The following is a 13,021-nucleotide window of genomic DNA, read 5'->3' as shown; positions in this document are numbered from 1 at the left end:
TCTGGAATCGATCAGGTTGCCAATGCTGCACAGTCAATTCTTGTGCCGTGAGGAAATGGCTTCGAGCTGTTTGTTCAGGGCGTCCTTGCGCTCGGCCGGAATGTCGTTCCAATGCACGTCCATCAGGGCACCTTCGATCGCGTACAGCAACACCTTGGAGGCCCTGAACCCGCGCGTGCGCACGGCCCGATAAGCGTCTACCGCTCCCAGGCGACGCAAATCCGAGGCGCTGTGTATGCCCACCGCATGCAGCCACTGCGCTGACGTCTTGCCAAGATTCTTAAGGTGTTGCAGTTCATCATTCATCAAGCCTCCTTGCGATGGCCGAATGGTGCGTGGGCAAGCTTCTGAGGAGTGTAGCCATCAGTAGGAAAAGCGTGATTCTTTGGTCGTTTTCGACGCAAAAGCTTCTAAGGAGTGCAAGGTTGCGAGGGTAAGAAAAACGCTGAGTTGGTAGGGAGCGAGGCGGGAAACAGTTAGAGTTGAAGGCAAACTTGCCCTAAGTCCAGTGCGAAGCGGGGGCACCGGACTTGTCAAATCACGCTAGGATCAGCGTGTGCGATAACGCAGACGTGTGCCGAAGTTCATCGACATCAGAATCTCGTCGGCGCTCAGTTCAGGCGGAAAATACGCACCGGAAATCTGTGCATGCGCCAGGCTCGCGCCTTCGAGTGATGCCTTGCGAAAGTCGATGCCGCGCAAATCTGCGGAGCGGAAGTAGGCATCGGTGAAGTCGACGCCGTCGGCGTTCAGCTCCCGCAGGTCCAGCCCACGAAAATCCCCGCCGACCATGTCGATCGGGCCATCTTTTGGGCGTTCTTTATTGAAACCTGTGATGTCGTCTTTGTGCAGCAAGGCATAAAGCGGAGTGTCGAGAAGTTTCGGCTGGCTCATGTCATATCACCTGTTGGTTTTATGACGCCAGTATATCGCCACTATTTGACAGCCGTGAAGCGGGCGAAGGCTCCACGGCTGAAATAGTTTTTACAGGCCTGGCAGGCGCTGGCGGATTTGCGCGACCACCGTGTCGAGGGTCCCGCTTTCATTGGTCTGGACGCGTTTGCTGTAGAGGATCTCCGCTGGGGTCAGGGGTTCGCGGCTGGCTTGCTGAGCTTGGATCACCGCCAGGGTCGCGTCCGATGGGTCTGACTTGTCAGCCTGGCGCAGGGCCAGCCAGCTTTCGATGACGGCTTGCGGGGCATTGCAATCGAGGATCAGGAAGGGTGTGCCTGTCGATTCTGCAATCTTTGCCGCGCTGACGCGTTGGTCGTGCTTGAGGTAAGTGGCATCGATCACCACCGGGAAACCGGCGCGCAGGATGACGGCGGCTGTTTCGTGCAAGTGGTTGTAGGTCGCCGTGTTGGCGTCGGCGCTATAGATGCCGGCCTGAACGTCATTGGCCACGGTTTGCTCACCGAACAGGCGCTTGCGCTCAACGTCGGAACGCAGGCGAATCGCACCCAGCGCTTCCACCAGGCGCATCGCCACATGGCTTTTGCCCACCGCGGAGACACCGTGAGTGATCGCCATGAAGCGCGAAGGGATGGTGCTGTAGCTTTCCGCCAGGTTGGCGTAGGTGCGGTATTGGCGCAGGGTGGTGGCGCGTTGCACCGCAGTGGCGTCGGCCGGCATGCTGAACAGGCTCACCTTGGCGCGAACCAGTGCGCGGTAAGCCTTATAGAAGTTGAGCAGTTCCAGGCCCTGGTAATCGCCGGTCAGCTCCAGGTACTGGCTGACGAAGCGGCGCGCCAGGCACTTCAGGCCGCGGTCTTCAAGGTCCATGGCCAGGAAGCCGGCGTCGGCGTACACATCGGTGAAGCGGAAAGGTTCGTTGAATTCGATGCAATCGAAAATCACCACCTTGCCGTCGATGACTGTGGCGTTGCCCAGGTGAATGTCGCCGTGGCATTCACGGATGAAGCCGTCTGCCTTGCGTTGGCTGAACACGGGCTTGAGGCGCTCAAAGCTGCTTTCGGCCCAGGCCTGCAGTGCGTCCAGTTGCAGCAGATCGGTCTTGTCGTTGAGGAATGGGCGGATCTGTTCAAAGTTCTGGCGCACCGGTGCCATGACGCTGTCCGGGGTGCCGGCTTCGTGCTCGGCCGGCACTTTTGGCGCGCTGAGGTGGAAGCGGGCGATCTGTGCAGCCATGGCGTCGATGTGCGCCGGCGTCAGCTCGCCATTGGCCTGCAGGGTGCTGAGCAAGCCATCCTGCGGGAACTGGCGCATTTTCAGCACGTATTCAATGGCCGGGCCTGTGCCGCCCAGTTGCGGGGCTTCAAGGCTGCCGGTGACTGGCAACACTTCCAGATACAAATCGTCGGTGAGGCGCTGGTTCAGGCGCAGTTCTTCGCCGCAGAAATGCTCGCGGGCCTCCAGGGTAGTGAAATCGAGGAAGCCGAAGTTGACCGGCTTCTTCACTTTATAGGCATAGGGGCCGGTGAGCAGCACCCAGGAGATATGGGTCTCGATGACCTTGAAGCCGTCTACCGGATGCGGATAGAGGGCCGGGTTTTGCAGGGCGGCGATCAGGGACTGGCTCACGGGGGTGGTCCTTCAGAAGCGGAAAAATTCAGGTCGTCATTATGGCGGCTAGCCAGCCTAACGCAAACTCGGAGGGCTCCTGTTGAGTATCAATAAAGTGCGTATAATCCGCCGCCATGACTCGTACTCGATCCCCCCGTACCCCCAAGAAACCACCCTCCCGAGGCCTGCGGCCCTGGCTGGGCTGGGCCCTTAAACTCAGTCTGGTCGGCCTTGTGGTGCTGGCCGGGTTCGCGGTTTACCTCGATGCCATCGTGCAGGAGAAGTTCTCCGGCAAGCGCTGGACGATTCCGGCCAAGGTATACGCACGTCCGCTCGAGCTGTTCGTCGGACAAAAGCTCAGCCGCGACGATTTTCTGACCGAGCTCGATGCCTTGGGCTATCGCCGTGAAGGCGTGGCCAACGGTCCCGGTGCGGCGGCGGTCAACGGCAATACCGTTGATCTGAACACCCGTGGCTTCCAGTTCTATGAAGGCCTGGAGCAAGCGCAGCCGGTGCGCGTGCGGTTCTCTGGCGACTACGTGGCCGAACTGTCGGCGACCAACGGTTCGAAGCTGTCGGTGGTGCGTCTGGAGCCGCTGCTGATCGGTGGGTTGTACCCGAAAAACCTTGAAGACCGGATCCTGATCAAGATCGATCAGGTGCCGCCGTATCTGCTCGAAACCCTGGTGGCCGTCGAAGACCGTGATTTCTACCATCACTTTGGCGTCTCGCCGAAGTCGATTGCCCGGGCAATCTGGGTCAACGGCTCGTCCGGCCGGATGCGCCAGGGCGGCAGTACCCTGACGCAACAGTTGGTCAAGAACTTCTACCTGACCAACGAGCGCAGCCTGACCCGTAAGCTCACCGAAGCGATGATGGCCCTGCTGCTCGAGATGCATTACGACAAGCGCGAGATTCTCGAGGCCTACCTCAACGAGGTCTTCATTGGCCAGGACGGTCAGCGGGCGGTGCACGGTTTCGGTCTGGCCAGCCAGTTCTTCTTCAGTCAGCCACTGGCCGAGCTCAAGCTGCACCAGGTCGCTTTGCTGGTGGGGATGGTCAAGGGGCCTTCTTCTTATAACCCGCGTCGTTACCCGGAGCGTGCCCTTGAGCGGCGTAACCTGGTGCTCGACGTGTTGCAGGAGCAGGGCGTGGCGACAGCCGAGCAGGTCGAGGCGGCGAAGAAAATGCCCCTGGGCGTGACCAAGCGCGGCAGCCTGGCGGATAGCTCGTTCCCCGGCTTCCTTGATCTGGTCAAGCGTCAACTGCGCGAAGACTATCGCGATGAAGACTTGACCGAAGAAGGGTTGCGCATCTTCACCAGCTTCGATCCGATCCTGCAGATGAAGGCTGAAGCCTCGGTCAACGACACCTTCAAGCGCCTGGCCGGGCGCAAAGGTTCCGATGATGTGGAAGCGGCCATGGTCGTGACCAACCCGGAGACTGGCGAAGTCCAGGCCATGATCGGCAGTCGCCAGGCCAGTTTCGCCGGGTTCAACCGTGCACTGGATGCCGTGCGGCCGATCGGCTCGCTGATCAAGCCGGCGGTTTACCTGACTGCGCTCGAGAAGCCAAGCCAGTACACGCTGACCAGTTGGCTGTCGGACGAATCCTTCTCGGTCAAAGGGGCGGACGGTCAGGTCTGGAAACCGCAGAACTATGATCGACGCTCCCACGGCACGGTTTTCCTTTATCAGGGGCTGGCCCACTCCTACAACCTGTCGACTGCGCGTCTCGGGTTGGCGGTGGGTGTGCCGAACGTCCTCAAGACGCTGGGGCGCCTGGGCGTGAATCGCGAGTTCCCGGCCTTCCCGTCGATGCTGCTGGGTGCCGGAGGGATGACCCCGATCGAAGTGGCGACCATGTACCAGACCCTCGCCAACGGTGGTTTCAATACGCCGATGCGCGGCATTCGCAGCGTATTGACGGCCGAGGGCGAGCCGCTCAAGCGCTATCCGTTCCAGATCCAGCAGCGTTTCGATCCGGCTTCCATCTACCTGATCCAGAGCGCGATGCAGCGAGTGATGCGTGAAGGTACGGGCAGCTCGGTTTACAACGTATTGCCCAAAACCCTGACGCTGGCGGGCAAGACCGGTACCAGTAACGATTCCCGGGACAGCTGGTTCGCCGGTTTCAGTCAGGATCTGCTGGCGGTGGTCTGGCTGGGACGCGATGACAACGGCAAAACGCCGTTCACCGGTGCCACCGGTGCGTTGCAGGTCTGGACCAGTTTCATGCGCAAGGCCGACCCGTTGCCGCTGGACATGCCACAGCCGGATAATATCGTGCAGGCCTGGGTCGATTCGCGGACCGGTCAGGGTTCCGATGCCAACTGCCCAGGCGCCGTGCAGATGCCGTATATTCGCGGCAGCGAACCGCCTCCCGGCGCCGCTTGCGGTGGCGAAAGCCCTGCTTCCGGCGAAACGGTGATGGATTGGGTCAAAGGCTGGATGAATTAAGCAAAGAGGGTTTCAAGTGAACAAGTGGTTGATTCCAGCGGTTACCGCCGTGGCTTTGCTCAGCGGCTGCTCCACTGTACAGCGCGGTTCGATCCCGGTTGTCGACTCCGGCACCGCGGTCTCCAACAGCGAGCGAGTATCGGCGAACGGCGGTTACCGTCAAACGACGGTAAAACGTCCTGTCCAGGCCCAGCCTCAGGAAATTCCGCAAGGTGATAGCGGTGTGGTGGTGATGGTGCCCGGTGGCGGTGCCGTGACATCGACGCCGATCAGCACCTCGCCAATCACCCCGGGGCCGATCAGTTCCGGCCCGATTACGCCGGGTCCGATCGATACGTCGCCGGTTCAGTCGGCGCCGGTCAACCAGGGCAGCTACAGCATGCCGTCGACGCCCAGCGGCATTCCGTCGGCCAGCGCCGGTGGCCTGTCTGCCGACGAACAGCTGGACGGCCCGGTGCTCGCCCTGTTGACCACTGCTCAGCAGCAACAGTCCAGCGGTGACCTCAATGGTGCGTCCTCCAGTCTGGAGCGCGCCCAGCGAGTTGCGCCACGTGAGCCGCAAGTGCTTTATCGTCTGGCCCAGGTCCGTATGGCCCAAGGCGATGCACCCCAGGCCGAGCAGTTCGCCCGTCGTGGCCTGACCTTGGCCAATGGCCGGCCAGCGCTGCAGGCCAGCCTGTGGGAACTGATCGCCCAGGCCCGTGAGAAGCAGGGCGATTCCGCAGGTGCGGCGTTGGCCCGTCAGAAGGCCAAGGTTACGTCGTGATGGATATGCGCTTTCCGAAAATAGCCGATCAGTTGTTGCTGATCGAACGCGAGTTGCGGCTGCAGGGCTGGTGGGACGAGGTGGCGCCATCGACTGAAGCGCTTTCCAGCGTTGAACCCTTTTCGGTCGATATGCTGGATTTCGAGCAGTGGCTGCAATGGATCTTCCTCCCGCGCATGAAAACAATTCTCGAGCAGAATCTGCCGTTGCCGAATGCTTCGGGGATTCAGGAGATGGCCGAGATGGTTTTCGCCGGGCGCAATGTCCAGGGCAGGGATCGGCAGTTGCAGGTGTTGCTCAAAGAGTTCGACCTGCTGATCACGGCCGCCCGCTGACCCGCGATTCCTGTAGGAGCCGAGCTTGCTCGCGAAGGGTGCCTGGCATTCAACCATGGATTGACAGGTACAGCGCCATCGTCGGAGCGCCGCCCGGAGCACGCTTGGCTACATGCAGTTGTCCGCTATCTGCTTCTGCGTTTCTGCAAGGCGCTCTTGCCGTTGAGTGTCGTCCAGGCGACGCAGCTCTCCATCCCTTTCTTCCCTGAGCCGGGGATTGTTCTGCAACTGCGCCAGGTTCGTGCGTGCCTGCTCACAGAACACTTTCAATTCTGCCTGCTGCCGGGCGACCTGGCGTTTGATGTCTTTATCGATCGCTTGCTGGTCGCCGATAGCTCCGCTGTTGGTCGCCGTCGGTTTGGCGGCGGGCGGGGAGGGCACTGTGACCACGGACGCCGCTTGCCCTGAGGGCGGCTGCGCATCGAAATGGGTAACGCCCTGGGCGTCCACCCATTTGTAAATAGGGGCGGCAATGCTCAAGGGGCCAAGGCCGATCAGCAGGCCGGCGCACAGGAATATCCTTCGCATGTCATTTCCTTGTCTCGGGTTGCGCAATTGAAGCTAACACACTGGCGGTTTCGCGGTTTTTTCTTGCTTTCTCATGTGCTTACTTCAATAAAGCACAGACACGACTTGACTTGCAGGGGACGAAACACAAGAATCCAAAGTCCGCTGTAGAGGGACTGCCAGAAGCAGGCCCTCTCAGCAGATCATGAGGCGCACACCCGCGCCGACCTGCTACACCCGCAACGCGTTACCTCGCGCTGGGTGGGAAAGGCCCGCAACACTTGGGTCGATCCCAATACTTGCTCAGTCAGTGCTGACGTAGTCGGCGACCACCGTCGCTCATGCTCTGCTGAGAAGTAAACCTATTAAGACCCGTCCCATCAGTCATGGGCGGTATTCTGGCGTTTTAGAGGTGGACAACGTGGAGCTTTTATCTGGCGGTGAAATGATCGTCCGCTTTTTGCGTGACGAAGGCGTCAAGTATATCTATGGGTACCCGGGCGGTGCCGCATTGCATATCTACGATGCGCTGTTCAAAGAACCCTCCGTTCAACATATTCTCGTGCGTCATGAGCAGGCGGCCACTCACATGGCTGACGGCTATGCGCGTGCCACCGGCAAGGCCGGCGTCGTACTGGTGACCTCCGGTCCCGGCGCGACCAACGTCATTACCGGTATCGCCACTGCGTACATGGACTCCATTCCGATGGTGATTCTGACCGCCCAGGTGCCAAGCACCATGGTCGGTACCGATGCATTCCAGGAAACCGACATGATCGGTATCTCCCGTCCGATCGTGAAACACAGCTTCATGATCAAGCATGCGTCGGAAATCCCGGAAGTCATGAAGAAGGCCTTCTACCTGGCGCAATCCGGTCGTCCTGGCCCGGTCGTTGTCGATATTCCAAAGGACATGACCAACCCGGCCGAGAAATTCGAATACGTGTTCCCGAAGAAGGCCAAGCTGCGTTCCTACAGCCCGGCCGTCCGCGGTCATTCGGGTCAGATCCGCAAAGCGGTGGAAATGCTGTTGGCGGCCAAGCGGCCGGTCATCTATGCCGGCGGCGGCGTGATCATGGGCAACGGTTCCGCACCGTTGACCGAGCTGGCGCAACTGCTGAATGCGCCGGTGACCAATACCTTGATGGGCCTTGGCGCCTACCCGGGCACCGACCGTCAATTCCTCGGCATGCTGGGCATGCACGGCAGCTACACCGCCAACCTGGCGATGCACCATGCTGATGTGATCCTTTGCGCCGGCGCACGGTTCGACGATCGCGTAATCAACGGTGCATCGAAGTTCTGCCCGAATGCAAAGATCATTCACATCGACATCGATCCGGCTTCGATCTCCAAGACCATCAAGGCCGACGTGCCTATCGTAGGTCCGGTGGAAAGCGTGTTGACCGAAATGGTCGCCACCTTCAAGGAGATCGGCGAGACGCCTTCCAAGGAAGCGGTCGCCAGTTGGTGGAAACAGGTCGAAGAGTGGCGTGGTGATCGCGACATGTTCCCTTACAACAAGGGTGACGGCAGCATCATCAAGCCACAGACCGTGATCGAAGCGCTCTGCGAAGTGACCCATGGCGATGCCTACGTGTCCTCCGACGTGGGTCAACACCAGATGTATGCGGCGCAGTACTACCGCTTCAACAAGCCCAATCGCTGGATCAACTCCGGAGGCCTGGGCACGATGGGCTTCGGTCTGCCTGCGGCAATGGGCGTGAAGTTGAACTTCCCGGATGCCGACGTCGCCTGTGTCACCGGTGAAGGCAGCATCCAGATGAACATCCAGGAACTGTCGACCTGTCTGCAGCATGACTTGCCGCTGAAGATCATCCTGCTCAACAACGGCGTACTGGGTATGGTTCGCCAGTGGCAGGACATGAGCTACGGCGCGCGTCACTCGCATTCGTATATGGAATCGTTGCCTGACTTCGTCAAATTGGCCGAAGCCTACGGTCACGTGGGTATGCGCATCACCGACTTGAAGGATTTGAAGCCGATGATGGAAAAAGCGTTCGCCATGAAGGATCGCCTGGTGTTCCTTGATATCAAGGTCGATGCCAACGAGCACGTCTACCCGATGCAGATCAAAGACGGCTCCATGCGCGATATGTGGCTGAGCAAGACGGAGCGTACCTAATCATGCGTCACATTATTTCCTTGCTTCTGGAAAACGAACCCGGCGCTTTGTCTCGCGTAGTCGGCCTGTTCTCGCAGCGCAACTACAACATCGAAAGCCTGACCGTGGCCCCGACCGAAGACCCGACTCTGTCGCGTCTGACGCTGACCACTGTCGGTCATGATGAGATCATCGAGCAGATCACCAAGAACCTGAACAAATTGATCGAAGTGGTCAAATTGGTCGACTTGTCGGAGAGCGCTCACATCGAACGCGAACTGATGTTGGTCAAGGTCAAGGCCACCGGCGCCCAGCGCGCCGAGATCAAGCGCACCACCGATATTTACCGGGGGCAGATCGTCGATGTCAGCGCCAGCGTTTATACCGTTCAATTGACCGGTACCAGCGACAAGCTCGACAGCTTCATTCAGTCCATCGGCACCGCTTCGATTCTGGAAACCGTCCGCAGCGGCGTAACCGGCATCGCCCGCGGCGACAAAGTACTCAGCATCTAAACCAAATTAGCGAATGGCCTGAACGGCCAGGATATAGAGGGGAAATTCATGAAAGTTTTCTACGATAAAGACTGCGACCTGTCGATCATCCAGGGCAAGAAAGTTGCCATCATCGGTTACGGTTCCCAGGGCCACGCTCAAGCGTGCAACCTGAAAGACTCCGGCGTTGACGTCACTGTCGGCCTGCGTAAAGGTTCGGCCACTGTTGCCAAGGCTGAAGCCCATGGCCTGAAAGTGACTGACGTTGCTTCGGCTGTTGCTGCTGCCGACCTGGTCATGATCCTGACCCCGGACGAGTTCCAGTCCTCCCTGTACAAGAACGAAATCGAGCCGAATATCAAGAAGGGCGCCACCCTGGCCTTCTCCCACGGTTTCGCGATCCATTACAACCAGGTTGTACCGCGCGCTGACCTTGACGTGATCATGATCGCGCCGAAGGCTCCAGGTCACACCGTACGTTCCGAGTTCGTGAAGGGCGGCGGTATCCCTGACCTGATCGCTATCTACCAGGACGCCTCCGGCAACGCCAAAAACGTTGCGCTTTCCTACGCTGCCGGCGTTGGCGGTGGTCGTACCGGTATCATCGAAACCACTTTCAAGGACGAGACCGAAACCGACCTGTTCGGCGAGCAAGCCGTTCTGTGCGGTGGTACCGTTGAGCTGGTGAAAGCCGGTTTCGAAACCCTGGTTGAAGCTGGCTACGCGCCGGAAATGGCCTACTTCGAATGCCTGCACGAACTGAAGCTGATCGTTGACCTCATGTACGAAGGCGGTATCGCCAACATGAACTACTCGATCTCCAACAACGCCGAGTACGGCGAGTACGTGACCGGTCCGGAAGTGATCAACGCCGAATCACGTCAGGCCATGCGCAACGCCCTGAAACGTATTCAGGACGGCGAATACGCCAAGATGTTCATCAGCGAAGGCGCTACCGGCTATCCTTCGATGACCGCCAAGCGTCGTAACAACGCCGCTCACGGTATCGAAATCATCGGTGAGCAACTGCGCTCCATGATGCCGTGGATCGGTGCCAACAAGATCGTCGACAAAGCCAAAAACTAAGTCTGACGCTTGTACGAAAAACGCGGCTTAGGCCGCGTTTTTTCGTTTGGATGAGCGGTTCTGGTATAAAGCTGCATCGTTTGCGAGGCGAACCGGCTTCGCAGGCATTTGTCGAAACTTTCCATACTGTTGCAAGGTATTGTCCATGAGCGAACGTCCCGAAGAGGCAAACAAGGCTTCTGACGCCGAAAGCCTGCTGCCCATCGATGAGCATGTCGAAGAAGGGCATGATGCTGAAGGCCGTAAAGTCCGGCATCGTGGTATTTATCTTCTGCCGAATTTGTTCACCACTGCGAATCTGTTTGCAGGTTTCTATTCCATCATCAGTTCCATGAGTGCCCAGAGTGCCTTGAGTGCAGGGGATTCGATTGGTGCGAGCAAGTATTTTGCGTTCGCTGCCATCGCCATTTTCGTCGCCATGGTGCTCGACGGTCTCGATGGCCGTGTTGCCCGCATGACCAATACCCAAAGCGCCTTCGGTGCCGAGTACGACTCGCTGTCGGACATGGTCGCTTTCGGGGTGGCGCCGGCTCTGTTGGCCTTTGGCTGGGCCCTGGGTGACATGGGCAAGGTCGGCTGGATGGTCGCCTTCATTTATGTCGCCGGCGCTGCGTTGCGTCTGGCGCGCTTCAATACCCAGGTCGGCACCGCTGATAAACGTTACTTCATCGGTCTGGCCAGCCCGGCTGCCGCTGGTGTTGTGGCGGGTATCGTCTGGGCGTTCAGTGACTACGGGATCCAGGGTTCGAAGATGTCCTTCCTGGTGGCGTTGCTGGTCGCGGCTGCGGGCATGCTGATGGTCAGCAATATCAAGTACAACAGCTTCAAGGAGCTGGATCTGAAAGGGCGCGTGCCTTTCGTTGCGATTCTTGCCGTGGTGCTGGTGTTTGCAGTGGTGTTCAGCGACCCGCCGCGCATTCTGCTGCTGGTTTTCCTTGCCTATGCGGCGTCAGGTCCGGTGCAATACCTGTTACATCTTCGTCGACGCAAAAGCGCCGAGTGATGTAATTTCCCTCATACTCCGCAGTCTGTTGGTGCATCTGTCCTCCAAACTGCGGAGTAGCCATGCTGATCAAAATCCCGAAAGCATCCGACTGCCATGAGTCTGATGTCACGCCTGAATCCTTCTATCTTTCTCGACGCCATCTATTGGGTGCAACTGTTGCCGGTCTTGCGGTTGGCGGGCTGCCGCGATGGGCGACTGCCGGTGAGGCTGCGCGTTATTCGGATGTCGAACCTGGCGACGCGCCTTCCTGGTTCAGCGAAAAGCTTGCGTCAAACAAATGGGGGGCTGTCAACGTCAAGGATGAGGCTATAACGCCATTCAAGGACGCGACCCACTACAACAACTTCTATGAATTCGGGACTGAAAAGGGGGATCCGGCAGCCAATGCCGGTGTCCTGAAGACCGAGCCGTGGACGGTGGTGGTGGATGGTGAAGTGGGGAGGCCGGGGCGCTATGCGCTGGAAGACTTCATGAAGCCTTACCAGCTTGAGGAGCGGATCTACCGCCTTCGGTGCGTAGAGGCCTGGTCGATGGTCATTCCCTGGATCGGTTTTCCCATTTCGGCTTTGCTCAATCAGGTTGAGCCTACTTCGAAGGCTAAATACATACGCTTCGAAACCCTGCAAGATCCCAAGGTCATGCCAGGGCAGCGGTCCGGTTTCGCTTTGATTGACTGGCCCTATGTGGAAGGGCTGCGGCTGGACGAAGCGATGAATCCGTTGGCGATTATGGCTGTGGGCATGTATGGGCGTGAGTTGCCGAATCAGAACGGTGCGCCGCTGAGGCTGGTCGTGCCTTGGAAATACGGCTTCAAAAGCATCAAGTCCATCGTGCGAATCAGTCTGGTCAGCGAGCAGCCTAAAACCACGTGGCAGAGCATTGCTGCGAACGAATACGGCTTTTACGCGAACGTGAACCCGACGGTCGATCACCCGCGCTGGACCCAGGCGCGTGAGCGTCGTCTGCCGAGTGGCCTGTTCAAGCCGAACGTTCGAGATACGCAGATGTTCAACGGCTATGCCGAAGAAGTCGCCTCTTTATATACAGGGCTCGATCTGCGGAAGAACTACTGATGCGATATCCCCTTTGGCGTGTGGGCGTTTTCTTGGCTGCGCTGGTGTGGCCGCTGCTTTGGTTGTACCAGGCCTGGGCGGATGCATTGGGACCAGACCCGGGCAAGGTGTTGGTTGATCGGTTGGGGTTGGGGACGCTTGTTCTGTTGCTCATCACGTTAAGCATGACACCGCTGCAGAAGCTCACGGGTTGGGCGGGGTGGATTGCCGTTCGGCGGCAATTGGGGCTGTGGTGTTTCGCGTATGTGATTTTGCACTTGTGTGCCTATCTGGCGTTCATCCTTGGCTTTGACTGGTCGCAACTGGGTGTCGAGTTGCGCAAGCGTCCTTACATCATTGTCGGCGTGTTGGGGTTTGTGTGTCTGCTCGCGCTGGCTTTGACATCCAATCGATATAGTCAGCGGCGTTTGGGAGTGCGCTGGAAAAAGCTGCACCGCCTGGCTTATCTGGTTTTAGGGCTTGGGTTGCTGCACATGCTTTGGATTGTGCGTGCTGATTTGAAGGAATGGTCGATCTACGCCGCGATTGGGGCTTTCCTATTAGTGTTGCGTCTGCCACCGGTAACCCGGCGAATCCCGCGTTTAATGGCTAAAAAGGCATTTCTGCCAGAAAAGCGTAATTAGTGGTTGACGGCAGATTTCAGGTGT

The 13,021-nt window shown here is 58.7% G+C and carries 13 protein-coding genes; 9 read left to right on the top strand and 4 right to left on the bottom strand.

Features of this window, described 5'->3' with window-relative positions; all coding sequences use genetic code 11:
• Positions 1-33 precede the first annotated feature (33 nt).
• The 3 genes from B0W55_RS20125 to B0W55_RS20115 form a co-directional block, all read right to left on the bottom strand.
• Entirely contained in the window at positions 34-306 is a 273-nt protein-coding gene (locus B0W55_RS20125) for a TfoX/Sxy family protein (protein WP_003228231.1), read from the bottom strand.
• A gap of 243 nt (positions 307-549) precedes the next feature.
• Complete coding sequence (locus B0W55_RS20120) at positions 550-894, bottom strand: pentapeptide repeat-containing protein (protein ID WP_077047668.1); 345 nt, start codon at positions 892-894, stop codon at positions 550-552.
• A gap of 90 nt (positions 895-984) precedes the next feature.
• Entirely contained in the window at positions 985-2,541 is a 1,557-nt protein-coding gene (locus tag B0W55_RS20115) for a bifunctional aminoglycoside phosphotransferase/ATP-binding protein (protein ID WP_077047667.1), read from the bottom strand.
• A 116-nt stretch (positions 2,542-2,657) separates the two neighbouring features.
• Between B0W55_RS20115 and mrcB the strand changes: the two genes are divergently transcribed.
• Genes mrcB through B0W55_RS20100 form a run of 3 tightly spaced genes read left to right on the top strand, consistent with a single transcriptional unit; the run spans position 2,658 to position 6,083 of the window.
• Positions 2,658-4,982, top strand: coding sequence for a penicillin-binding protein 1B (mrcB, locus tag B0W55_RS20110; protein ID WP_077047666.1), 2,325 nt, complete (start codon positions 2,658-2,660; stop codon positions 4,980-4,982).
• A gap of 16 nt (positions 4,983-4,998) precedes the next feature.
• Positions 4,999-5,748 carry a M48 family metallopeptidase gene (locus B0W55_RS20105; protein WP_077047665.1) on the top strand — a complete coding sequence of 250 codons (750 nt, stop codon included), beginning with the start codon at positions 4,999-5,001 and terminating at the stop codon, positions 5,746-5,748.
• On the top strand, positions 5,748-6,083 hold the full coding sequence (locus tag B0W55_RS20100; RefSeq protein ID WP_077047664.1) for a YqcC family protein: 336 nt from the start codon (positions 5,748-5,750) through the stop codon (positions 6,081-6,083). Before B0W55_RS20105 ends, B0W55_RS20100 begins: the two co-directional genes overlap by 1 nt.
• Before the next feature lie 108 nt (positions 6,084-6,191).
• Here the strand turns inward: B0W55_RS20100 and B0W55_RS20095 are convergent, their stop codons facing one another.
• Complete coding sequence (locus B0W55_RS20095) at positions 6,192-6,611, bottom strand: DUF4124 domain-containing protein (RefSeq protein WP_077047663.1); 420 nt, start codon at positions 6,609-6,611, stop codon at positions 6,192-6,194.
• A 400-nt stretch (positions 6,612-7,011) separates the two neighbouring features.
• On the opposite strand from B0W55_RS20095, the gene B0W55_RS20090 reads away from it, so the two are divergent.
• From B0W55_RS20090 to msrQ, 6 genes are all read left to right on the top strand, one after another.
• Positions 7,012-8,736 (top strand): acetolactate synthase 3 large subunit, encoded by a 1,725-nt coding sequence (locus B0W55_RS20090; protein WP_077047683.1) that lies wholly within the window; start codon positions 7,012-7,014, stop codon positions 8,734-8,736.
• A gap of 2 nt (positions 8,737-8,738) precedes the next feature.
• Positions 8,739-9,230: an acetolactate synthase small subunit gene (gene ilvN, locus B0W55_RS20085; RefSeq protein ID WP_003205610.1), complete on the top strand. Its 492-nt coding sequence runs from the start codon at positions 8,739-8,741 to the stop codon at positions 9,228-9,230.
• Between the two features lie 48 nt (positions 9,231-9,278).
• A complete protein-coding gene (gene ilvC, locus B0W55_RS20080) occupies positions 9,279-10,295 on the top strand; it encodes a ketol-acid reductoisomerase (protein WP_003228216.1) in 1,017 nt (338 codons plus the stop codon).
• Between the two features lie 145 nt (positions 10,296-10,440).
• A complete protein-coding gene (gene pssA, locus B0W55_RS20075) occupies positions 10,441-11,298 on the top strand; it encodes a CDP-diacylglycerol--serine O-phosphatidyltransferase (RefSeq protein ID WP_077047662.1) in 858 nt (285 codons plus the stop codon).
• A 62-nt stretch (positions 11,299-11,360) separates the two neighbouring features.
• Positions 11,361-12,374, top strand: a complete 1,014-nt coding sequence (gene msrP, locus B0W55_RS20070; protein ID WP_077047661.1) for a protein-methionine-sulfoxide reductase catalytic subunit MsrP — start codon at positions 11,361-11,363, stop codon at positions 12,372-12,374.
• A complete protein-coding gene (gene msrQ / locus B0W55_RS20065; RefSeq protein WP_077047660.1) occupies positions 12,374-12,997 on the top strand; it encodes a protein-methionine-sulfoxide reductase heme-binding subunit MsrQ in 624 nt (207 codons plus the stop codon). The genes msrP and msrQ overlap by 1 nt, the downstream gene beginning before the upstream one ends.
• Positions 12,998-13,021 lie beyond the last annotated feature (24 nt).

The organism is Pseudomonas sp. KK4 (assembly GCF_001984065.1).
Lineage (GTDB): Bacteria > Pseudomonadota > Gammaproteobacteria > Pseudomonadales > Pseudomonadaceae > Aquipseudomonas.
Note: the sequence above shows the minus strand (reverse complement) of the source record. Positions and strands in the feature narration are given on the sequence as shown.

Excerpts from the sequence above, each read along its gene's own strand:
- B0W55_RS20125 (WP_003228231.1), bottom strand. The coding sequence starts at position 306 with ATGAATGATGAACTGCAACACCTTAAGAATCTTGGCAAGACGTCAGCG.
- B0W55_RS20120 (WP_077047668.1), bottom strand. The coding sequence starts at position 894 with ATGAGCCAGCCGAAACTTCTCGACACTCCGCTTTATGCCTTGCTGCAC.
- mrcB (WP_077047666.1), top strand. The coding sequence starts at position 2,658 with ATGACTCGTACTCGATCCCCCCGTACCCCCAAGAAACCACCCTCCCGA.
- B0W55_RS20100 (WP_077047664.1), top strand. The coding sequence starts at position 5,748 with ATGGATATGCGCTTTCCGAAAATAGCCGATCAGTTGTTGCTGATCGAA.
- B0W55_RS20095 (WP_077047663.1), bottom strand. The coding sequence starts at position 6,611 with ATGCGAAGGATATTCCTGTGCGCCGGCCTGCTGATCGGCCTTGGCCCC.
- ilvN (WP_003205610.1), top strand. The coding sequence starts at position 8,739 with ATGCGTCACATTATTTCCTTGCTTCTGGAAAACGAACCCGGCGCTTTG.
- ilvC (WP_003228216.1), top strand. The coding sequence starts at position 9,279 with ATGAAAGTTTTCTACGATAAAGACTGCGACCTGTCGATCATCCAGGGC.
- pssA (WP_077047662.1), top strand. The coding sequence starts at position 10,441 with ATGAGCGAACGTCCCGAAGAGGCAAACAAGGCTTCTGACGCCGAAAGC.
- msrP (WP_077047661.1), top strand. The coding sequence starts at position 11,361 with ATGCTGATCAAAATCCCGAAAGCATCCGACTGCCATGAGTCTGATGTC.
- msrQ (WP_077047660.1), top strand. The coding sequence starts at position 12,374 with ATGCGATATCCCCTTTGGCGTGTGGGCGTTTTCTTGGCTGCGCTGGTG.